Here is a 21455-nt window from a genome sequence, read left to right as displayed (position 1 = left end):
CCCCAGGTTATGCCTAAGTATTGAGGAGAGAGATCATGACCACCCAGCTTGATCAGCTCGAAGCCCGCGTGCGCGGCGCCGTCCAAGACGACCCCGACAATGGCATCTTCCGCTGCCACCGCAGCATGTTCACCGACCCCGCCTTCTTTGAACTTGAGCTCAAGCACATCTTCGAAGGCAACTGGCTGTTCCTGGCCCACGAGAGCCAGGTCGCTGAACCAGGTGACTACATGACCGTCACCATGGGACGCCAGCCGGTGATTATCACCCGCGATAAGCAAGGCGAGCTGCATGGCCTGATTAACGCCTGCGCCCACCGCGGCGCCACGCTGTGCCGCCGCAAGCGCGGCAACAAAGGCACCTTCACCTGCCCGTTCCACGGCTGGACGTTCAAAAACGACGGTCAACTGCTCAAAGCCAAAAACGAGAAGAACGGCGCCTACCCTGACCAGTTCAAACAGGATGGCTCCCACAATCTCAAGCGTCTACCGCGCTTTGAAAACTACAAAGGCTTCCTGTTCGGCAGCTTGAGCGACGACGTACAACCGCTCGAACAACACCTGGGCGAAACCACCAAGGTCATCGACAACATCGTCGACCAAGCCCCCGAAGGCCTGGAAATCCTGCGCGGTACCTCGTCCTACACCTACACCGGTAACTGGAAGCTACAGGCCGAAAACGGCGCCGACGGCTACCACGTCAGCTCCGTGCACTGGAACTACGCCTCCACCATGGAACGCCGCAATTACGACACCGGTGGCACCAAAGCGGTGGACGCCGACGGTTGGTCGAAAAGCAAAGGCGGCTTCTACTCCTATGAAAACGGCCACATGATGCTGTGGACCCGACTGCTCAACCCGGAAGTGCGCCCGGTCTATCAGCACAAAGAGTGGATCCAGGAGCAGTTAGGCGAGGCCCGTGCCGACTCCATCGTCAACCAAACGCGCAACCTCTGCCTCTACCCCAACGTCTACCTGATGGATCAGTTCTCCACGCAAATCCGCGTGATTCGACCGATCGCCGTGGACAAAACCGAAGTCACCATCTACTGCTTCGCCCCCAAAGGTGAAGCCGCCGAGGATCGGCGTGTGCGCATCCGTCAATACGAAGACTTCTTCAACGTCTCCGGCATGGGCACCCCCGACGACCTCGAAGAGTTCCGCGCCTGCCAAGAGGGCTACAACGGCGCCCTGGCCGAATGGAACGACCTCTCCCGCGGGGCCAAACAGTGGGTGGAAGGCGCCGATGAAACGGCTCAAGCGATCGACATGAAGCCCCTGCTCAGTGGCGCCTCCCCGGAAGACGAAGGGCTCTACGTGCTGCACCACAAGCACTGGGTCGACGAAATGCTGCGCGCCATCGACAAAGAGCGCAGCCAGTTTATCGCCACCGCGTCCGCCTAAGCGACAGAAGAGAGGAGATAAGTGCCATGAGCATTAGCTATCACGATATCCAAGCCTTCCTGTACCGCGAAGCGCGGCTGCTGGACGACCGGGAGTGGGACGAGTGGCTCACGCTGTACCGTAAAGATGCCGAGTTCTGGATGCCCGCCTGGGACGACGACGACCAGTTGACCCGTGATCCGCACAGCGAAATCTCGCTGATCTACTACCCCAACCGTGAAGGGTTAGAGGATCGCGTTTACCGGATCAAGACCGAGCGCAGCGGGGCGAGCACGCCGGAACCGCGCACCACCCACCAGGTGAACAACCTGGAGATCCTGTCGCAAGAGGGCGACACGGTAACCCTGCGGTTCAACTGGCATACGCTCAACCACCGCTACAAGAAGACCGACAGCTTCTTTGGCACGTGCTTCTACACCCTGGATGTGTCGGGGGAGAGCCCGCTGATCACAAGAAAAGTCGTGCAGTTGAATAACGACTATATCCATCAGGTCATCGACGTGTATCACGTGTGACCTGAGGAGAGAGGAGAGTTAACCATGAGTTATACCATTGCCCTCAACTTTGAGGACGGCGTGACCCGGTTCATTGGCTGTAAAGAGGGAGAAACCGTTCTCGACGCCGCTTACCGGCAAAAAGTTAACCTGCCTATGGACTGCTCTGATGGCGTGTGTGGTACCTGCAAAGGACACTGCGAACAGGGTGAGTTCGACATGGGTGATGAGTACTTGGAGGATGCGCTTTCCGATGAGGAAGCAGCTGAAGGCCAGGTACTCACGTGCCAGATGGTGCCTTCTTCGGATTGCGTTATTCAAGTGCCAGTGGCATCCACGCTGTGTAAAACACAGGTGGGCAAGGTTGAGAGCACGGTAGCAGCAGTTGAGCAACTTTCCGAAGATAGTATTGAGCTAGTCGTTGATTTGGATGATGCCGAGGGCCTCGCCTTTTTGCCGGGGCAGTACATTCATATTGATGTGCCCGGTACTGAGGTGCACCGCTCCTACTCTTTCAGCTCCTTGCCGGGGGATAAGCGCGCCACCTTCTTAATTCGCAACATCCCCAATGGGGTAATGAGCGGCTATTTAACCGAGCGCGCGGCGGTGGGCGAAAAGCTTACGCTGACCGGCCCGCTGGGCAGCTTCTACCTGCGAGAAGTGAAGCGCCCGGTGCTTATGCTTGCTGGCGGCACGGGTCTGGCTCCGTTCCTCTCAATGTTAGCGCAACTGGTCGAAAAGGGCTGTGATGCACCGATTCATATGATTTACGGCGTCAATAAAGATGACCACCTAGTCAAAACGGATGCGTTAGATGCCTTCGTAGAAAAAATTCCTAGCTTCACCTACGCCACCGTGGTGGTCGACGAGGCTAGCGAGCATTCGCGTAAAGGTTACGTGACGCACCACATGGACGCCGTGGTAATGCATGACGGCGATGTGGACGTTTACCTATGTGGCCCACCCCCGATGGTAGATGCTGTGCTGAAGTACTTCGACGCTGAAGGAATCGAGCCCCAGAGCTTCCACTATGAGAAGTTCACACCTAATCAAGTGGGAGAGAGTGCATGAGCTATCAACGTTTTGACGGCCCACGTTTTCAAGATCGAGTAATGGTGGTCACGGGTGCTGCTCAAGGAATTGGGCAGCGGGTTGCTGAGCGCGCCGCCGTTGAAGGTGCGCGCTTGGTTTTGGTAGATCGCGCTGATGATATCCACGAGATCGTTGCTGGGCTAAGCAAGCAGGGCTGCGAAGTGATTGCGGTACAAGCCGACCTAGAAAAATGGGAAGGCGCCGAGCAAGTCATGCAGGCGACGCTCTCTCACTTTGGTCGTATCGATATTCTGGTTAATAACGTTGGCGGGGCGATTAACTTCAAGCCTTTTACCGAGTTTAGCGAGGCGCAAATCGCCGCTGAGATCAACCGTTCTTTAATGCCTACACTTTGGTGCTGTCGTGCGGCGCTGCCAACAATGGTTGAGCAGGGCAGCGGTGTCATCGTCAATGTCTCTTCAGCGGCAACGCGGGGTATTCACCGTATCCCGTACTCGGCAGCAAAGGGCGGTATCAATGCGATGACTGCGTCGCTGGCGTTTGAGTATGCAGAGCACGGTATCCGTGTCGTCGCCACGGCGCCAGGGGGGACCGAAGCGCCGCCGCGGCGAATTTCGCGTGGAACGCCAACGCCCAGTAACGAGACGGAGAAGGCGTGGTTTCAGGCGCATATCGATCAGACCAAGCAGAGCTGTTTAATGAGCCGCTATGGCACCCTGGATGAAATGGTCGCGCCTATTCTATTCCTTGCCTCCGATGAGGCGAGTTATATCACCGGTAGTGTTCTGCCTGTGGCAGGCGGTGACCTTGGCTAGCAGCTGGTCGTTCCTGTTTTAGCTGAATACTGATAATTAAAATTAAAACATTAAGTTACAACTCTAAGCACAATAATACCCCCTGGAGAAAACCGTGAAACATATTGAGAAAGGCGTCAGTCTAAGGCACGCGCCCCGCGATTTTATGCGCGACCTCAATGTCGACAACGCCAGTACTGGGCTAGTGGCGGGAATTTTAGGGCTCAGTGTTGGGGTCGTTCACATTAGCGCCGGCACCTCTGCCGGCCTGGACTCCTCCTTCATCATGATTTGGGTGATCAGCTACTTGATGATCAACGGCCTATTTGGACTCTTCATGCCGGCCTATTACCGCTTGCCGTTGCCAATGGCTAACTCCATCCCCGGTGCATTGATGTTTGCAGCGGTCATCCCTGTAATCGGCTTAGAAGCTGCATTAGGCGCTAGCTTGATTGCGGGGGTTATTACGCTAGTCGCTGGTGTGACCGGGGTGATGGGTATCGTTATGCGTTTGATACCGATGCCAATAGTGATGGGCATGGTGGGCGGTATGCTACTTAGCTTTGGCCTCAACATGGTTAAGCCGTTGGAGAGCGCTATCGTGCCAGCCTCTATCATGATCCTGGCTTTTTTCCTCTCTGCTCGCCTCTTACGTAAGGTTCCGCCTCTGGTTGTGGCGATGCTGGCGGGCATTGTGTACTTGATGGCAACCGGCGTTGACCTGTCTGGTATCGAGGCGACGATCCGTTTTCCCGAGTTCATCGTTCCCGAGTTCACGTTGGGTGCCTTCCTAACCTACGGTTTACCACTTGCGATCATTTTGGTGGGTATGGAAACGCCAGCGGGCGTCGGCCTAGTGAAGGGAATGGGCTACAAAGAAGTGCCCGCTAATGCGATCACTGCGGTGGGCGGTTTAGGCACCATGGTGTCGGCTTTTTTCAATCTGCACAGTACCTGTATTGCCGCCCCCATGACCGGTGTCTGCGCCTCACCGGAAGCAGGGGCTCATGACAAACGTTGGGTAGCGGCGGTGATTGCCGGAGCTATCTTTGTGGTCGCCGCGCCTTTCTACGGCTATGTGGTCAGTCTACTGGAGGCTACGCCGCGCTACTTTATCGCCATTATCGCCGGTCTGGCACTCATGCGAGTAATTACCTCTTCAATGGCTATCGCCTTTTCAGGCAAAAAGCATGAAATAGGTGCACTGTTTGCCTTTCTAATTGCCGCGTCGGGAATTCAGATTCTCGGTATTGGCGCCACGTTCTGGGCGTTAGTTCTGGGTGTTGTTGTCTCGGCAATCTTTGAAACTAAGGACTTCGAATTTATCTTTAATCGCGAGATGGTCAGTAAAAGTGGCTGAAGCTCTTTTCTATCTATAGCACGTTAACCGTTATCCTCCTTGGCTCGTATCTGTCTACTCAGTGCGGGTCTTTTTTACTGATTGCATAAGTCTAAAAAATAAGGAATAGGTTTGTAAGGCTAGAGAGTTGACCAATAAATTAAAAATATTCAGTGTGTCTAAAAGAGTTGATGTTAATTTACATTGGCTTGCTCTATATTGAAAAGTATTATATATTTGTAAGTTCTTGATGAATAGTTTGGGTGAGCCATTGTTGGGCTACGGTATCTTCAAGTTGGTTTGCCCAATAAACGCCAACTTCAAACTTTGGAAGATCTAAGGGGATTTCCATAACCTTAGTGTTTCCATTTTTGGCGAACATTCCAGCGACCCTGCTAGGTAGGCAAGCAATTACTTCACTGTCGGGTATAATGCTAGGTAAGACTGAAAAGTGTGGAATCGTAAGGGATACATGGCGAGAAATTTCCAATTTCTTTAGTATATCTTCAACAAGTGAATGTCCTGTTGTTCGTGATACACTTACATGGTGTTCGTTAAGAAACTGATCCAGCGTAAGTTGCTTGCCGATCCGTGGGTGTTGTGCGCAGACAAGACATGTGTAGAATTCTTCAAAAATAGATAAATAATCCACTTTGCCTTTAAGAAAAGTTAGGTTTCCAACGGCTGCATCAATACGACCTTTAAATAGCCAATCCTCAACTTGGTTTACTTCCATAGAGACCACTTCAATGGAAATATTAGGTGCTAATGCACGAAATTTTTTCATTAATATAGGTAGTAGGAAGACTTCGCCTAAGTCTGATAGCGCAATTCTAAATGTTCGTCGAGACAATAATGGATTGAATTCACTCGTCGATGCAATTGCGAGTTCAATATTCATTAAAGAAGTGCGAAATGTTTCGTAAAGTTTATCTGCTGAAAAGGTGGGCTGCATTCCATCGCGTGTCCGATGAAACAAGGGATCATTTAATAGAGAACGAAGTCGGGATAGCGAATAGCTAACTGATGGTTGTGTTAGATGAATCCTTTGGGCGGCTCCACTTACACTTCCAGTTTCATATATTGCCAAAAAAATCTTAATAAGATTTAAGTCTACTTTGGGGCTCATCATGCCTTCCTGCTATATAGATGGTATCTATATAAAGTAGCAAAAAGTATTTATTTGTTCAAATTTATAGTCGGTGATATGTTGAAATTAAATAAAATAAATGAGATTAAATCTAGTGGAAAAAAATTCATATAAAACCGTAAAAGATTCTGTATATCAGATACTTAGAGAGCATGGAGTTAGCAAGATATTTGGTAATCCTGGGTCCAATGAGCTCAATTTTCTTAAGGACTTTCCAGAAAACTTTGATTACATACTTTGTCTGCATGAAGGCGTCGCAATAGGTATGGCTGAAGGGTACGCTCAGGCTACCGGGCTGCCAGGTTTCGTTAACCTGCATGCCGCGGCAGGTACTGGAAATGCTATGGGTGCTTTAAGCAACTCAGTGAATTCACATGCCCCGCTAGTGGTGACCGCCGGTCAGCAGGCGCGGACGATGGTGTATTCTGACCCATTGCTAAAAAATTCAAGTGCCGTCATGTTACCAATGCCATTGGTGAAGGATAGTTACGAACCGCTTAGTGCCCAAGAGGTGCCCCATGCCATCAGCCGTGCGCTTCACCTAGCTATGTCCCCTGCAAAGGGACCTGTCTATGTTTCTATTCCCTATGATGACTGGGATCAGCCGATTGCTCATGATGCGTTACACTTAGCAACGCGAAAAGTTGTCCATTTTGGTGCGCCCTCTCTGGATGAACTCCGGCCATTACTAGCGGCACTTGCAAAAGCTTCAAATCCAGTGCTGGTGCTGGGACCCGAAGTCGATGCGTTGCGATGTAACCGCAAAGCGGCACTACTCGCCGATAAATTGCATGCCCCTGTTTGGATAGCGCCGTCGGCCCCCCGATGCCCGTTCCCGACTAATCATCACTGCTTCGCAGGTATACTTCCTGCCGGTGAGGCAAGCCTTGCAGAAAAACTGCATGGGCATGACCTGATTTTAGTGCTTGGCGGGCCGGTCTTTCGTTATCACCAGAATGATCCGGGTACCCTTTTGCCGGAAAATTCGCAATTGTTCTTAGTGACTGGGGATGCCCAAGAGGCTGCTAGGGCTCCCGTCGGTGATGCCATGGTCGCTAATGTGGATGCCGTTCTAACTTGTCTGACAGAGCGTATAACGGATCGTGCAGGCGATTGCCCTAATTTTCGCAAGCCTATCCAGCGTGCTGAGGTTGATCACAGCCAACTTGAGTCCAGCGCTATATTCGACATTGTTGATGCAATCGCACCGCGCAATACAGTCTATTTAAATGAAGCTACCTCCACGATCGCCACGTTATGGGAAAGAGTAGGCATGGAGGAGCCAGGTAGCTACTACTTCGCCGCTGCCGGCGGGCTTGGATTTGCTATGCCAGCCGCACTAGGTGTAAAGCTGGCTGATCCGACGCGCCCCGTCGTTGCTTTTATAGGTGATGGTTCTGCTCACTACAGCATATCGTCATTATGGACAGCGGCACGTTATCAGATTCCTGTCATTTTCATCATTATTAATAACGGCGGCTACGGTGCTTTAAAGTGGTTTAGCCAACAATTCAAGATTCAAAATGTACCGGGTATCGAAATAGACGGGGTTGATTTTATGCAGCTATCTGAAGGTTACGGTATTGCAGCGCATAGGGTTTCTACTCGCGCAGAATTTTCCCAAGCTTTCGATAACGCTATCGTTAGTAATGTGCCTGTACTCATCGAAGCTACGATTGAGAGAGTGTAAGGATGTCGCGCTTAAACAAAATTTATAACATAAAAGGCATGCGCAGGGCGGCTCGGGCACGACTTCCTAAGATCGTCTTTGATTATCTTGAGGGTGGGGCAGAAGATGAGCGCGATTTAACTGAAAATAATATCAGCTATGATCGGTGGAAATTCAGGCCACGCCGCTTAGTCGACCTTACAGCGGTTGATCCAACAACGGAAATTCTCGGTAGTCCGGCGTCGTTTCCAGGTGTAGTCGCCCCTACAGGCCTGAATTCACTATTTTGGCCAAACGGTGATATAGCGTTGGCTCGTGCTGCCGCTCGTGCGGGTGTTCCCTTTGTGCTGTCAACTGCCTCAAATGACTCGCTTGAAGCTGTCGCCGCGCAAGCCGAAGGAGAGCGCTGGTTCCAGCTCTATGTAATCGAGAAGACGCTAGCAACCAGTTTGGTTAAACGTGCAAAAAGCTTGGATTACAGCAAGCTAATTATTACGACAGACGTCGTATTTAACGGTAAGCGCGAAAGGGACTTAAAGAATGGTTTTGGTTTACCCATGCGCTACAACCTAAAAACGATTTTCGATGGTCTCACCCATCCAGCTTGGACGATGGATTACTTAAAGCATGGTACTCCTAAACTTGGCAACTTAGCCAATGAGGAACTTTCTCCCGAGGCACGGGCTGCTTTACTTCGTCGATCTATGGATGCTGGCTTTACCTGGGATGATTTAGCGATGCTCCGTGATTTATGGCCCGGCCAAATTATTTTAAAGGGCATATTGCACCAGGAAGATGTTGATAAATGTCAACAATATGGCATTGATGGTGTCGTTCTTTCAAATCATGGTGGACGGCAGCTAGATACAACGATGAGCCCTGTAGATGCACTTGCAAAAATAAGCTCGCAAACCCTAGAAGGACGTATTTTAGTGGATGGAGGGATTCGCCGTGGGCGAGATATTGCCAAAGCTAAAGCGTTGGGGGCGTCCTCAGTATTAATTGGCCGTGCTGTTCTTTACGGGCTCGCTACGGCAGGCGAGGAGGGAGCTTTTAAAGCGCTGACTATCCTCAAGGAAGAGTTTGAAGGATGCATGAAGCAACTGGGTTGCTCCACAGTGAATCAGCTAACCAAAGGTTTAGTTGAACACGCCTCTCAACAATAAAACAGTAGGAGTATTTAGTTAATGAAAATTGTAGATGTCAAAGCAACAGCCGTTAATGTACCGGCAGAGTTTTCCTCCTGTGGAAAAACTAAAAAAGCCACACTCGGTATTTGCGTGGTGGAGGTAACCACGGATGATGGTCTGGTTGGCGTGGGTATGACGGCTATTACGGAAGAAGAAGTCATCGCGTTTACCATCAACAATATTATTGCACCCGCAATAAACGGTGACGATCCCCTTTGTACAGATAGAGTCTGGAATAAATTATATTGGTTGCTGACGCCACGCGGCCAATCAGGTTATGCCTGCCACGCGATAGCAGCTGTGGACATTGCGCTATGGGATATCAAGGGTCAGGCGCTACGCCAACCAATCTGGAAGCTATTAGGAGGCGCCCGCGACAAAGTCATCACCTACGCGACCATCGGTTTCGACTTCTTTGACAACGATCAGTTGGCGGAGGTCGCACAAACTTGGCAGGCAGAAGGGTTTAACAAGTTTAAAATGGTTGTGGGTCACAATGCACTTAAACGCCGCGACGAGCCAAGACCGGTATTAGAAGCTGTTCGTAACGATATCGGCCGAGTCCAAACCCTCAGGGAAGCAATAGGCGATGAGGCTGAAATTTTCCTTGATGCCAACTGTAACCTTGATCCTTACCATGCCGCTTGGCTGGCTGAACGGGTTGAAGAATACAATATCTCTTTCTTTGAAGAGCCTTTAATAGGTAATGATCCTCAGCAGCTAAACCAGTTGCGCTCTCGGACTCGCATTCCATTAGCAGGCGGTCAGAATGAAGGACAGTCATCAAAATTCAAGCAACTGCTGCTCAACGACTCCCTGGATATTCTGCAGCCCAATGTAGCCATTAGTGGGGGCTATACACAGTGCGCTAAAATTGCGGGTATGGCAGAAGCGTTTAACATCGGCATAGACAATGGGGGTGCGTGGCCCTTCCATAATCTCCATCTACATGCAGGTGTAAGAAACGGTGGCATGGTTGAGTACCACATCTTCGCCGTCAAATGCCTGGAGCAAATTTTCAATGGTTTACCAAAACCGGAGAGCGGCTTCCTGCACGCCCCCCATGATCCAGGTCTAGGTTTTACATTAAACCAAGATGCATTAAAAGAACTTGCCAAGATGCCAACTTCTCGAGGAATGGGTAAGTAACAACTAAGCGCTAGCTCAATGCTGAATGAATATTTAATAACAATAGGAAAATCATTATGAAGACTCTTACGACTGTTCTCTTAACAATAATGGTGATGACAACCGCCTCTACAGGTCTCGCAACGGAGAGTTATCCAACCCAGCCTATCAGACTGATTGTCCCTTTCGGCGCGGGGGGGGGAACCGATGGTTTGGCTCGTGCCATTCAGCTGTCTGTTAATAACAACAGTCTACTCCCGGAGCCCATTGTGGTGGCCAATGCCCCAGGGGCGGGTGGCGCTGTAGGGACGCGGCAGTTGCTCGCCTCAGCCCCTGACGGCTACACCATTTTGCAGATACACCAAGAAATGTTCGCTGCGTCCGCTATTGAGCGTGTCAATTACACACCAAAAGATTTTGAACCCATCATACAAGTCAGCGAAGCATGTATGTTTGTTGCTGTTAAAGAGGATTCTCCCTACACCAATCTAGATGCAATGATCAGTGATATTAACGAGAATCCTGGGGACTTCCGTCAGGCGGATGATATTGGCGGAGCCACCCATTTTCCTTCCGTGCAACTGATGAACGAAGCAGGTGTTCAGTGGCCGATTGTTCCAGTCGGCGCAACGTCAGCGAGGTTTACCTCATTGCAAGGTGGCTTTACACAGATGGCATTACTTTCTCCCTTATGGTTAGAGCGGGCAGCGGGAAAAATACGGCCCCTGGCGGTATTAGGGGATGAGCGTTATGACTTCGCGCCTGACTTGCCAACGGCAAAAGAACAGGGTTATGACGTAACGGCTTGTTTAAATCGGCGTTACTGGGCACCTGCTGGCACCCCACAAGAACATATTGACGTATTGGCGGATACCATCGAAGCAGCAGCTAAAAGCGAAGAAGTGCATAAATATCTAACAGAATCCGGTGAAGTATTGAAAATCGTCAGAGGAGAAGAGCTACGTGACCTTGTCGATAAGGAGTACGCTTCATTCGTTGAAGTAGCCGACACTGTAAAAGGTAGTTTATCCAATTAACTAGTAATAATTAAAAAGTGAAAGGAGGTCTGCTCCTGCTTTCACTTTATGACACAACTCCCTGGAGAGCCCAATGATAACTATATTCAGGCTCAGATATGAAATTAGTTTTTTGATTCTATCGTTGATGATAGGTGTGTTGATTTTTATCAGTGCAAGTGGACTTCCGGAGCCTACGTACGAGCCTATGGGAGCCGCCGCCTTCCCAAGTAGTATAGCCTCCATTACTATCTTTCTAGTCGCCTTAAAAGTATTCCGGCTTTTTTTTGACAAGAATACATTGTTAAGAGTTGAAAAAGATGATGAGGAAGGTCAGCTGAGCTTTTTAAAATCTTTCTGCATGTTGCTTATTTTTATCGCCTTTGTAGTCTTGGTTTGTTTTTTTAATGTGAGATTTTGGATCAGTGCTTTTCTGTTCATGCTATTAGCAATGTCTTTTCTTAAAAGACCTAATGTTTTGAGAAGATTTGCTATTCAGTGTGTGGCTTTAATGGCTTTCTCACTCATGTTGGATTACGTCGTAACCGATGTCTTGTACTTCAATTTTTAATATTATTTTTAATAGGCGATAATTATGATTGGCGCATATCTTGAAGTCTTTTCACTATCGGGCACGATGTGGGTGCTGCTCGGGACTGTGGTGGGAATATTAATAGGCTCAATACCAGGCTTATCCGGTGCGATGGTGATTGCGTTGGCACTGCCTATGACCTATTACATGCAGGCAACAGATGCTCTTATACTACTGGTTGCGATGTACATTGGCTCAACAACAGGTGGCTTAATCAGTGCCACTTTGATGCGAATGCCTGGGACTGAGTCGGCTATTATGACGACGTTAGATGGTTTTCCCATGGCGCAAAGAGGAGAGCCGGCACGTGCTCTGGGGCTTGGTGTTATCGCTTCTTTTATAGGCGGTATGTTCGCATGGCTAGTATTAACGACGTTATCGCCACTGCTTTCGACCTTAGCGGTTCGGTTCGGCCCCTATGAAATTTTTTCCATGACCGTGGTGGCCCTTACTCTCATTGCTGCTATTTCTAAAGGGAGTTTCATGAATGGACTTCTTGCAGCGGCGCTTGGTGCTTTGTTTGCGCTACCCGGTATTGATCCTATTTCAGGGTCGTTAAGGCTAACATTTAACATTGCAGAGTTAGACAATGGCTTTAATTTGTTACCCGTTATGTTGGGCCTTTTAGTTCTGGGTCAAGTAATGATCGATAGTGGTAAGAAAAGTGAAAATATTATCCAGAAGGCAAGTAGTTCTAAAAAAGTAACCTTTAGCGCCAAAGACTTTAAAGAAAACCTGTGGAATTTTGCTAGATCTTCCATTATTGGCACTTGGATCGGTATTCTTCCGGGTATTGGGGGAACGACGGCCTCAATTGCTTCCTATTCCGTAGCTAAAGGATTTTCAAAGAATTCCTCAAAGTTCGGGAGTGGTTGCAGCGAAGGTATCGTCGCCGCTGAGTCCGCTAACAATGCCGGAACCGTAGGATCCCTGGTGCCACTGATTACCTTAGGAATACCTGGTTCAGTTGTGACCGCTATTCTACTAGGTGCGATGGTAATGCATAATCTGAATCCGGGCCCTCTCTTGTTTGTTCAAAACCCGGGGGTAGCGTACACCATCATTGCAGGCGTGCTTTCAGCCAATCTCATCATGTTGGTGGTTATGTGGTTTGCCACTCCATTAATTTCTCGGATGATGTATGTTGATAAAGCTTGGCTATTACCGCCCATCATTATTTTCTGTTTTATTGGCGCTTACTCAGTATCCGGCCGTTTTTTTGATGTGATAGCGATGTGTGGCTTTGCCTGTTTAGGATACATTTTAGTGCGAGCAAAAGTTCCACTTGGCCCATTTATCATTGCCTTTATTTTAACTCCAATGGCAGAAGAGAATCTACGCAGCGGATTAGTTGTATATGGCAGTAGCTATTTACCTCTGCTGACGCGACCAATACCACTATTTTTTATCGTTATCTCTATTATCACAGCGGTATGGGCAGTTTGGTCTGAAATTGGTCAAGTTCGAAAAGCAAAAATCTAATTGATCGCTCAAACAATAGAAGGAAAAACTACAATGAATAAGTTCTTTTGCGCAGAAACGTTCAGCAACAAGATCTACCTAAATGATTGGCGTGAATCCACAGGAGGCGCCAGCGACGTTGTTGAACCAGCAACAGGCAACGTTTTAGCTAAGATTGCGCTAGGTAGTGGTGATGACATTCGTTCAGCCGTTACGGAAGCAAAGAAGCAGCAATCCCATTGGGCTAACTTATCGTTCGATCGACGAGGCAAGATTTTACGCCGAGCAGCTGAGTTGATTCTCCAGCACAAAGATACATTTATAGAGTGGAATATTCGAGAGTGTGGCTCGATTGCACCTAAAGCCGAAGCTGAACTTTATGCTACCCACGAGCAATTGAATATGGCGGCTGCCATGACGATGCAGCCTGATGGTGTAACTTTACCCTCAACGATCCCTGGGCGACGCAATACATGTCGACGTGTCCCATTAGGTGTTGTCGGTGTTATCACACCATGGAATTTTCCACTGCTGCTGGCCATGCGTTCGGTGGCGCCTGCGCTAGCAGTGGGCAATAGCGTTGTCTTAAAGCCGGATCCTCAGAGTGCGGTAACGGGAGGCCTGTTGATCGCTAGGCTTTTTGAAGAGGCCGGACTGCCTATTGGCGTTCTGCAAGTCATTCCTGGTGGTGCTATGGCTGGAGAAGCGTTAGTAGAGCATCCATTGACTGCCATGATTTCCTTTACTGGTTCGACAAATGTAGGGAAAAGGATAGGCAGAACGTGTGGAGAGTTGCTCAAAAAGTCTGCCTTGGAGCTTGGGGGAAATAATGCATTTATCGTGCTTGATGATGCAGATATCGAGGCAGCATCATCCCATGGCGCTTGGGGCGCCTATCTTCATCAGGGCCAAATCTGTATGCAGGCTGGTAGGCACTTTGTCCATGAGAGCGTTGCAGAGGAGTATATCAGCCGTTTAGCCGAGCGTGCAGAACGTCTTAGGGTAGCAGACCCATACCTTGGAGCTTCAGATATTGGACCGTTAATTAACGCTAGCCAGCTTGCAAAAATTAATAAGATCATCGCTGAATCCGTAGACGCAGGCGCTAAGCTAATCACTGGTGGTCATAGCCATGATCAGTTTTATCGGCCTACCGTGCTAAGTAATGTTCGTATCGATATGCCTGCTTGCCAGCAGGAGTTATTTGGCCCAGTGGCGCCGGTGATCACTTTCTCTAGTGAAGATGAACTGGTTGAGATGATAGCAGCTTCACCTTACGGTCTAGCCGCTGCCATTCATTCTCGTTCCATAGGCAGAGCCATGAAACTTGCAGACAGAGTGCCTGCAGGCATGATCCATATTAATGATCAAACCGTTAATAATGAGTTCCATGTTCCTTTCGGCGGCTTCGGAGATTCAGGGAACTCAGGACGATTTGGCGGCCCTGCCAATCTAGAAGAATTTACCCAATCCCAATGGGTTAGTGTGATGGATACTCCTATCTCCTATCCTTTCTAGGCACGCGCTGCTTTTCAAAAATGGCCACAATGCTAGATCAGGAGGTTAGAGGGCTTATTTTTTTGAATATGCTTCCTCCTTGGCCCGCGTCTGCTTTGCCGGTGCGGGTCTTTTGTTGTCTTACCTTGCGTTTCACAGTCCCTTTATCCTTTTGTCGCAAGTTGAAATTAATGGTTACTCCTTATGGAGCGGAGCAGATGAACGTTATGCCTCGCGAAAACCGCTATATCGGTTTAAAGGATTAATTAATGATGAGCCTCGCTGGCTATTATTATCAGAATTTTCATTAGTTTTTAACAATATCACTTTTAAAATAAAAGGTTAGCTATTTTGTGGCGGTTCCACTTAGGACACAAATATTCAAAATTGTGCCCCTCCGAGATACCTATGAAGTATGGAAAGGAACTCAAACGATATTGGTCGGGTAACCGCGATCTAGCCCATATTAGTGGCGAACACAACAACAACCGTCGTCTTTAGGCCCTAGATAGACGCACACCAATCTTACCTTGAACATACTGACGCTATCGCCGGGCACCAAGACAACGATAATAAAACCAACGATAGGGTTTCACCATGACCGTAAAAATATTCGACACTCCCGATGTTCAAGACTTCATCAAAACCGTCGCCGGCTTCGACCAAGCGGGTGGCAACGACCGCGCCAAGCAGATTGTTCACCGCCTGGTCGGCGACCTATTCAAGCTGATCGATGATTTCGATGTCACCGAGGAAGAGTATTGGGCGGGCGTTAACCTGCTCAATGCCCTGGGCGGTCAGACCCAGTTCGGCTTGCTCTCGCCCGGTCTCGGCTTTGACCACTTCCTCGATATGCGCCAGGACGCCATTGATGCCGAAGCCAAGCGCACCGGCGGCACTCCGCGTACCATCGAAGGCCCGCTCTACGTGGCCGGTGCCCCGGAAGCGGAAGGCTTCGCCCGCATGGACGACGGCAGTGATCCCGATGCCGAGGTGATGTGGCTGACCGGTCAGGTGCGCGATGTCGACGGTACCCCGATCCCCGGCGCCAAGGTTGAAATCTGGCACTGCAACTCCAAGGGCGGCTACTCGTTCTTTGATCCCTCCCAGGATGAGTACAACATGCGCCGCACGATCTATGCGGACAGCGAAGGCCGCTACACCGCGCGCAGCATCATTCCCTCCGGCTACGGCGTGCCCGAAGGCGCCCCCACCGATGTGGTGCTCAAGTCCCTGGGCCGTCACGGCGAACGCCCGGCGCATATCCACTACTTCGTCTCCGCACCGGGCCATCAGCACCTGACCACCCAGATCAACCTGGCGGGCGACCCCTACACCTTTGACGACTTCGCCTTCGCGACACGGGAAGAGCTGGTGGTGCCCGCTGAACGGATCGAAGACCCGGCCGAGATCGCCAAGCGTGACCTGGAGGGCCCGTTCTCCCACGTAGTGTTTAACGTCGAACTGGCTAAAACCGAAGCCCCCGAGCTGCAAGTGCGTCACGCCCGTCCCCGCGCCAAGGAAGACGAGCAGGATCTTGCCAGCCAGCTCGCCGGTACTGCCAAGGTTTAACCCTTCTACCTTGAGCGGGCCCTCCCCTTGGCCCGCCCGAGCCGCGCACCACCCACCAAGTAAGCAACCTGGAAATCCTGTCGCAAGAGGGGGACACGGTAAACCTGCGGTTCAACTGGCACACGCTCAACCATCGCTACAAGAAGACCGACAGCTTCTTCGGCACGTGCTTCTACACCCTGGACGTATCGGGAGAGAGCCCGCTGATCACAAGAAAAGTCGTGCAGTTGAACAACGACTATATCCATCAAGTCATCGATGTTTACCACGTGTAATCGATAGAGATAAGACAGGGATGTCACTTATTGCGGTATCCACCTTGCTAATAACCACCCAACAACAACTCAACCCTGGTGAAAATATAATGAAAACATTTAAAAAGACCTCTCTTGCCATGCTCCTAAGCGCTACTGCTATGCTGTCAGCAGGCAGTGCCATCGCCAATGAAGATCCGGTGAAACTAGGTTTGATGCTCCCTTACTCAGGTACCTATACGGCACTTGGAGAAGCCATTACTAACGGCCTGAAACTTGCCATTGAGCAAGAGGGCGGTCAGTTAGGCGGTCGTGATGTGGAATACGTTGAGCTTGATTCAGAGGCTGACCCCTCCAAAGCACCTCAGAACATGAGCCGTCTAGTTAACGGAGACGATGTTGACTTCGTCATTGGGCCCGTACACTCCGGTGTTGCCATGGGCATGCTGCGAGTGGCTAAGCAGACAGGCGCGATTACAATTATTCCCAACGCGGGGCTGGGTGCCGCTACTAATGAGCTGTGCATGCCGAATGTCTTCCGCACTTCATTCAGTATGTGGCAAGACAGCTATCCCATGGGCAAAGTGGCCTACGATCAAGGGCATCGCAAAATTGTGACGATCACCTGGGATTATGCCGGTGGTAAAGAGGATCTGGCAGGTTTCGAGGAGGCTTTTACCGCTGAGGGCGGTGAGATTGTCGAGCAGATTTTAGTTCCGTTTCCCAGTACTGAGTTTCAGAGTTACTTGACGCAAATTGCTAGCCTTGAGCCTGACGCTGTTTATACCTTCTTTGCGGGCGGTGGCGGTGTCAGCTTTGTTCGGGATTATGCCTCGGCAGGTCTTAAAGAGAGCATCCCGTTGCTGGGGTCAGGCTTCCTTACCGAGGGTAATTTAGCGGCACTGGGCGATGCCGGAGAAGGTGTGATGACTACGCTGCACTACGCCGAAACCCTCGAAAACGACGCGAATCAATCCTTCGTTTCGGCCTACGAAAATGCCTACGGTGAGCTGCCCGATACTTACGCGGTACAGGGTTACGACACGGGCATGATGTTGGTTCAAGCTCTCTCAGTACTGGGTGGCGATACCTCAAATCAGGAGCGCTTGATTGATGTATTGGCCAACGTTCAGTTGGCGAGTCCGCGTGGACCCTTGAGCTTCTCCGACTCCCACCACCCCATTCAAAATGTTTATCTGCGCGAGATCCGCGACGGCAAGCACGAAGTCGTTCGTATCGCTCATGAGAATCTAGAAGTACCCGATGAAGCCTGCCAGATGTAACAACATCTGTATGCACTCTGGGGTGGGTATGACCTGCCCCTCACTCTGATTCTCGGAGGGATCTTATGGATCTCGCATTTTTCAGCGTACAGCTACTTAACGGTCTGCAGTACGGTCTGCTGCTTTTTTTGATTGCCAGCGGTTTGACGTTGATTTTCGGCATTATGGGAATCATCAACCTGGCCCACGGCGCTATGTATATGATTGGCGCCTATTTAGCTTACGACCTGACCCTGCGCTTGGGCAATTTTTGGCTGGCGATTCTGGCGGCTATTCCTATTGCTATTGCACTGGGGCTCATCATTGAGCGGCTGTTTCTGGATACGCTCTACAAGCGCGATCACCTATATCAAGTATTGCTAACCTTCGGACTGATTTTAGTGCTCAACGAGGCGCAGCGGATTATTTGGGGAGGGGATGTGCATCGTGTTGCGGTGCCCGCGCCGTTTGATGCCAGTATTCAACTGACCGACAACCTGCAGTACTCAGTCTACCGCCTCTTTGTGATGGGCGTCTGCCTAGCATTGGCTGGAGTGATCTATTGGGTGATGCGCCATACGCGGCTGGGGATCATCATTCGGGCTGGCGCGGTTAATCGTGACATGGTTGAAGGGTTGGGAATCAATGTGCGTACCCTCTTTACGCTCATCTTCAGCGTAGGTGTTGCGCTCACTGCCTTTGCAGGGATGATCGCCGCACCGCTCACCTCTATCGCGCCAGGAATGGGCGATAGCATTCTCATCACTTGCTTTGTGGTTGTCGTCATCGGCGGTATTGGTTCCATTAAGGGGGCCTTTTGGGGGGCCATTATTATTGGCATGGCCACCACCTTTGGGGCAGTGCTCATCCCTAGCCTTGCCAGCATGGTGATCTACCTGATTATGGCAGCGGTATTGCTGGTGAAACCGCGCGGTCTTTTCGCGTGAGGAGAGTAAGAAATGTTGCATAGATATCCTAAACGCGTTGCGTTCATCATGCTGGTATTAACGGCGTTGGTGGCTGCTTTTCCTCTGTGGGGAGAAGCCGTATTCGGTAATCAGGCCAACTTCATGTTAGAGAAACTAACACTGATGTTAATCCTGGCACTGTTTGCCATGAGCCTGGATCTGTTAGTTGGCATCGTGGGCTTAGTCAGCCTGGGTCATGCGCTCTTCTTCGGTTTAGGCGCTTACACCCTGGCGTTAGCCAGCCCTGACTTTAGTCCGGCGTCAATGTGGTGGATGCTGCCTCTTGTCATGGGCGTCTCTGCTTGTGTGGGATTAGTTATAGGCATTTTAGTGATCCGCACTAAAGGTATCTTCTTCATCATGACAACCCTGGCATTTGGCCAGATGCTTTACTACTTCATCAGTACGTCTCAGTTCGCGGGGGGAACCGATGGTGTTTTTATTATGTTTCGACCGAGCTTGGCGTTAGGGGAGCGTACGCTGGTAGATCTTGATAACCCTTACAGCTTCTTTTACTTCTGTTTAGGGATGCTGCTTCTCGGCTACTTCTTTCTACGCTGGCTCACTCGCTCCTACTTTGGTCAAGTGCTCGACGGTATTCATGACAACGAGCACCGAATGCAGGCCTTAGGCTATGCCACCAGCGGCTATAAACTGGTTGCCTTTGTTATCGCTGGGGTTATGGCAGCGATTGCTGGCATGTTAGCGGCGATGCAGTACGGCTTTGCTAATCCGGCTCAGCTTGGCTGGCATACCTCTGGCGAAGTGCTAATGATGCTTATTTTAGGCGGCATGGGCACCATCTTTGGCCCAATTTTAGGCGCCTTCGCTTATGAGATTCTGCTCTATATCTACGAGCATACCACTACTCACTGGCCGATACTCATGGGGCTGACCATTATCGTTGCCGTACTGGTGCTTCCTCGCGGGATTGCGGGCTTGATTATCGCACCACCCTGGAACCGCAAGCGTCAAACGACGACTGACACCGTCGAAAATCCCAAAGCGTCTCCCTCCGTTCAACCCATTACCCACAATAAGGAGGGCTAAGCTATGCGCGATGAAGTCATCTTAGCCACGCATGGGTTGACTCGCCGATTTGGTGGTTTAGTGGCAGTCAACGACGTTGATTTTGACGTTAAATCTAATGAAATCCACGCTATTTTGGGCCCTAATGGCGCGGGTAAAAGTACGCTAATCAATCTGCTCTCTGGTGAGATCCCTCCTTCTGAAGGCCAGGTGCTCTATCGCGGTCGGCCGATCCAGGGTAAAAGCGCGCGCCAGATCGCCCGCCTGGGCATTGGCCGCAGTCACCAGAAGACGAACATATTTCCACGCCTCAGCTGCCTGCAGAACTGCGAACTGGCGGCTCGTATTCACATGGGTGGTGTGTTTGGCAGCTGGCGTTCGCGCCAAACCGCGCGGCAGGTAAGCGAGCGCGCTCAGGAGGTACTGAATACCTGCCAATTGAACCACCGTGCTTATACGACCGCATCAGATATGAGCTATGGCGAACAGCGCCAGCTGCAGATCGCGATGGTATTGGCGACGGCACCATCGCTGATGCTACTTGATGAGCCAATGGCGGGAATGGGGCGTGAAGAGACCGCTCAAGTCACCGAACTGCTCGCCAGCCTAACGGATCACTACACGCTGGTGTTGATTGAGCACGATATGGATTCGGTCTTCCGCTTGGCTGATCGCATTACCGTAATGGTCGATGGCTGTGTGTTGGAGAGTGGCCCGACAGAGCAGATACGCACCAGCGAAAAGGTACGCGATGTCTACCTGGGGCGTCATGAAGAGGGGGCAACCGCATGAGCGCAGAGCAAACCAATACGCCATTAATAGATGCCCGAGGGCTACACACTTACTACGGTGAGAGCCATATTTTGCATGGGGTGGATTTGACCCTGATGCCTGGTGAGACGCTGAGTCTGCTGGGCCGCAACGGTATGGGCAAGACAACTACGCTGAAGTCGATACTGGGGTTTGTCCCACCGCGGCGCGGCGAGGTGTTTATTAAGGGTGTCTCGGCTACCAAGCGGCGCCCCTGGCAACTGATTCGCCAAGGGATCGGCTACGTGCCGGAGGGGCGCGGTATTTTTCCAGGCGTCAGTGTGCGTGAGCATTTGATTATGGCTGCACGTCCTAATGAGCGGGGGGAGTCTCCGTGGACACTAGAGCGCGTTCTGGATACGTTCCCGCGGTTGGGCCAACGTATCAATCATGATGGCTCCTTTCTCTCAGGCGGCGAACAGCAGATGCTTTCTATTGGACGCGCGCTGACGACCAACCCCGATCTGATGATCCTTGATGAAGCGACCGAAGGTCTTGCACCGCTGATTCGCGATGAGATTTGGAAGATTATAGGTGAGATCAAAGCGACCGGCATTTCTACCATTATCGTCGATAAAAATATCGATAACCTTCTGAAGATAGCAGAAAAACACCTGCTACTCGTCAAGGGGGAAGTGGTTTATAGCGGTGATTCTCAGGGGCTAAAAGATAACCCTTCAATTCTTGAAACCCACCTCGGCGTTGCTTGAAACGGCTCCGGCAAGCAGACGCTTGCCGGAGCCGTTGGCTACTCGTTAAATACTGACACGGGGA

General features: G+C 50.6%; 19 protein-coding genes and 1 pseudogene. 19 read left to right on the top strand and 1 reads right to left on the bottom strand.

Annotation, left to right across the window (positions count from 1 at the left end):
• Positions 1-35 precede the first annotated feature (35 nt).
• From LMS44_RS22980 to LMS44_RS22960, 5 genes are all read left to right on the top strand, one after another.
• Positions 36-1403: a Rieske 2Fe-2S domain-containing protein gene (locus tag LMS44_RS22980; RefSeq protein WP_041157340.1), complete on the top strand. Its 1368-nt coding sequence runs from the start codon at positions 36-38 to the stop codon at positions 1401-1403.
• Positions 1404-1429: 26 nt separating this feature from the next.
• Entirely contained in the window at positions 1430-1918 is a 489-nt protein-coding gene (benB, locus tag LMS44_RS22975) for a benzoate 1,2-dioxygenase small subunit (protein WP_041157339.1), read from the top strand.
• A gap of 24 nt (positions 1919-1942) precedes the next feature.
• Positions 1943-2968, top strand: a complete 1026-nt coding sequence (benC, locus tag LMS44_RS22970) for a benzoate 1,2-dioxygenase electron transfer component BenC (protein WP_041157338.1) — start codon at positions 1943-1945, stop codon at positions 2966-2968.
• A complete protein-coding gene (gene benD, locus LMS44_RS22965; protein WP_041157337.1) occupies positions 2965-3765 on the top strand; it encodes a benzoate diol dehydrogenase BenD in 801 nt (266 codons plus the stop codon). Before benC ends, benD begins: the two co-directional genes overlap by 4 nt.
• Positions 3766-3859: 94 nt before the next feature.
• Positions 3860-5104: a benzoate/H(+) symporter BenE family transporter gene (locus LMS44_RS22960; protein ID WP_041157336.1), complete on the top strand. Its 1245-nt coding sequence runs from the start codon at positions 3860-3862 to the stop codon at positions 5102-5104.
• Between the two features lie 208 nt (positions 5105-5312).
• Here LMS44_RS22960 and LMS44_RS22955 read toward each other — a convergent pair whose 3' ends face one another.
• Positions 5313-6212, bottom strand: coding sequence for a LysR family transcriptional regulator (locus LMS44_RS22955; protein WP_041157335.1), 900 nt, complete (start codon positions 6210-6212; stop codon positions 5313-5315).
• Between the two features lie 100 nt (positions 6213-6312).
• Here LMS44_RS22955 and mdlC point away from each other — a divergent pair, with 100 nt between their 5' ends.
• The 14 genes and pseudogenes from mdlC to LMS44_RS22885 all read left to right on the top strand — a co-directional run bounded on the left by mdlC (position 6313) and on the right by LMS44_RS22885 (position 21391).
• Positions 6313-7923 carry a benzoylformate decarboxylase gene (gene mdlC, locus LMS44_RS22950; protein ID WP_041157334.1) on the top strand — a complete coding sequence of 537 codons (1611 nt, stop codon included), beginning with the start codon at positions 6313-6315 and terminating at the stop codon, positions 7921-7923.
• A 2-nt stretch (positions 7924-7925) separates the two neighbouring features.
• A complete protein-coding gene (locus LMS44_RS22945) occupies positions 7926-9068 on the top strand; it encodes an alpha-hydroxy-acid oxidizing protein (RefSeq protein WP_041157333.1) in 1143 nt (380 codons plus the stop codon).
• A gap of 21 nt (positions 9069-9089) precedes the next feature.
• Positions 9090-10241, top strand: a complete 1152-nt coding sequence (locus LMS44_RS22940) for a mandelate racemase/muconate lactonizing enzyme family protein (protein ID WP_041157332.1) — start codon at positions 9090-9092, stop codon at positions 10239-10241.
• Between the two features lie 56 nt (positions 10242-10297).
• Entirely contained in the window at positions 10298-11257 is a 960-nt protein-coding gene (locus tag LMS44_RS22935) for a tripartite tricarboxylate transporter substrate binding protein (protein ID WP_041157331.1), read from the top strand.
• 73 nt (positions 11258-11330) lie between these two features.
• Positions 11331-11807: a tripartite tricarboxylate transporter TctB family protein gene (locus LMS44_RS22930; RefSeq protein ID WP_041157330.1), complete on the top strand. Its 477-nt coding sequence runs from the start codon at positions 11331-11333 to the stop codon at positions 11805-11807.
• A gap of 24 nt (positions 11808-11831) precedes the next feature.
• Complete coding sequence (locus LMS44_RS22925; protein ID WP_041157329.1) at positions 11832-13310, top strand: tripartite tricarboxylate transporter permease; 1479 nt, start codon at positions 11832-11834, stop codon at positions 13308-13310.
• Positions 13311-13343: 33 nt separating this feature from the next.
• A complete protein-coding gene (locus LMS44_RS22920) occupies positions 13344-14807 on the top strand; it encodes a benzaldehyde dehydrogenase (protein ID WP_041157328.1) in 1464 nt (487 codons plus the stop codon).
• A gap of 576 nt (positions 14808-15383) precedes the next feature.
• Positions 15384-16358, top strand: coding sequence for a catechol 1,2-dioxygenase (catA, locus tag LMS44_RS22915; RefSeq protein ID WP_041157327.1), 975 nt, complete (start codon positions 15384-15386; stop codon positions 16356-16358).
• Positions 16359-16405: 47 nt separating this feature from the next.
• Positions 16406-16633: pseudogene (locus LMS44_RS22910) on the top strand (aromatic-ring-hydroxylating dioxygenase subunit beta); the annotation flags it as partial.
• Positions 16634-16722: 89 nt separating this feature from the next.
• The gene (locus LMS44_RS22905; RefSeq protein ID WP_041157491.1) at positions 16723-17895 is read left to right on the top strand and encodes an ABC transporter substrate-binding protein; all 1173 of its coding nucleotides are present in this window, start codon (positions 16723-16725) and stop codon (positions 17893-17895) included.
• 65 nt (positions 17896-17960) lie between these two features.
• Entirely contained in the window at positions 17961-18821 is an 861-nt protein-coding gene (locus tag LMS44_RS22900; RefSeq protein ID WP_027958003.1) for a branched-chain amino acid ABC transporter permease, read from the top strand.
• A gap of 12 nt (positions 18822-18833) precedes the next feature.
• On the top strand, positions 18834-19892 hold the full coding sequence (locus tag LMS44_RS22895) for a branched-chain amino acid ABC transporter permease (protein ID WP_041157325.1): 1059 nt from the start codon (positions 18834-18836) through the stop codon (positions 19890-19892).
• Positions 19893-19895: 3 nt separating this feature from the next.
• Positions 19896-20663: an ABC transporter ATP-binding protein gene (locus tag LMS44_RS22890; RefSeq protein ID WP_041157324.1), complete on the top strand. Its 768-nt coding sequence runs from the start codon at positions 19896-19898 to the stop codon at positions 20661-20663.
• Positions 20660-21391, top strand: a complete 732-nt coding sequence (locus LMS44_RS22885) for an ABC transporter ATP-binding protein (protein WP_022521209.1) — start codon at positions 20660-20662, stop codon at positions 21389-21391. Before LMS44_RS22890 ends, LMS44_RS22885 begins: the two co-directional genes overlap by 4 nt.
• Positions 21392-21455: the final 64 nt, after the last annotated feature.

Source organism: Halomonas profundus, from assembly GCF_020865425.1.
Taxonomy (GTDB): domain Bacteria; phylum Pseudomonadota; class Gammaproteobacteria; order Pseudomonadales; family Halomonadaceae; genus Vreelandella; species Vreelandella titanicae.
This window is presented reverse-complemented; position numbering and strand designations above follow the sequence as displayed.

Bases quoted from the DNA above. Each gene is read 5' to 3' on its own strand.
- LMS44_RS22955 (WP_041157335.1), bottom strand. From the start codon at position 6,212: ATGAGCCCCAAAGTAGACTTAAATCTTATTAAGATTTTTTTGGCAATA.
- benB (WP_041157339.1), top strand. From the start codon at position 1,430: ATGAGCATTAGCTATCACGATATCCAAGCCTTCCTGTACCGCGAAGCG.
- LMS44_RS22935 (WP_041157331.1), top strand. From the start codon at position 10,298: ATGAAGACTCTTACGACTGTTCTCTTAACAATAATGGTGATGACAACC.
- LMS44_RS22885 (WP_022521209.1), top strand. From the start codon at position 20,660: ATGAGCGCAGAGCAAACCAATACGCCATTAATAGATGCCCGAGGGCTA.
- LMS44_RS22900 (WP_027958003.1), top strand. From the start codon at position 17,961: ATGGATCTCGCATTTTTCAGCGTACAGCTACTTAACGGTCTGCAGTAC.
- LMS44_RS22890 (WP_041157324.1), top strand. From the start codon at position 19,896: ATGCGCGATGAAGTCATCTTAGCCACGCATGGGTTGACTCGCCGATTT.
- LMS44_RS22980 (WP_041157340.1), top strand. From the start codon at position 36: ATGACCACCCAGCTTGATCAGCTCGAAGCCCGCGTGCGCGGCGCCGTC.
- LMS44_RS22945 (WP_041157333.1), top strand. From the start codon at position 7,926: ATGTCGCGCTTAAACAAAATTTATAACATAAAAGGCATGCGCAGGGCG.
- mdlC (WP_041157334.1), top strand. From the start codon at position 6,313: ATGAGATTAAATCTAGTGGAAAAAAATTCATATAAAACCGTAAAAGAT.
- LMS44_RS22895 (WP_041157325.1), top strand. From the start codon at position 18,834: ATGTTGCATAGATATCCTAAACGCGTTGCGTTCATCATGCTGGTATTA.
- LMS44_RS22940 (WP_041157332.1), top strand. From the start codon at position 9,090: ATGAAAATTGTAGATGTCAAAGCAACAGCCGTTAATGTACCGGCAGAG.
- LMS44_RS22930 (WP_041157330.1), top strand. From the start codon at position 11,331: ATGATAACTATATTCAGGCTCAGATATGAAATTAGTTTTTTGATTCTA.
- benC (WP_041157338.1), top strand. From the start codon at position 1,943: ATGAGTTATACCATTGCCCTCAACTTTGAGGACGGCGTGACCCGGTTC.
- LMS44_RS22925 (WP_041157329.1), top strand. From the start codon at position 11,832: ATGATTGGCGCATATCTTGAAGTCTTTTCACTATCGGGCACGATGTGG.
- LMS44_RS22905 (WP_041157491.1), top strand. From the start codon at position 16,723: ATGAAAACATTTAAAAAGACCTCTCTTGCCATGCTCCTAAGCGCTACT.
- benD (WP_041157337.1), top strand. From the start codon at position 2,965: ATGAGCTATCAACGTTTTGACGGCCCACGTTTTCAAGATCGAGTAATG.
- LMS44_RS22920 (WP_041157328.1), top strand. From the start codon at position 13,344: ATGAATAAGTTCTTTTGCGCAGAAACGTTCAGCAACAAGATCTACCTA.
- catA (WP_041157327.1), top strand. From the start codon at position 15,384: ATGACCGTAAAAATATTCGACACTCCCGATGTTCAAGACTTCATCAAA.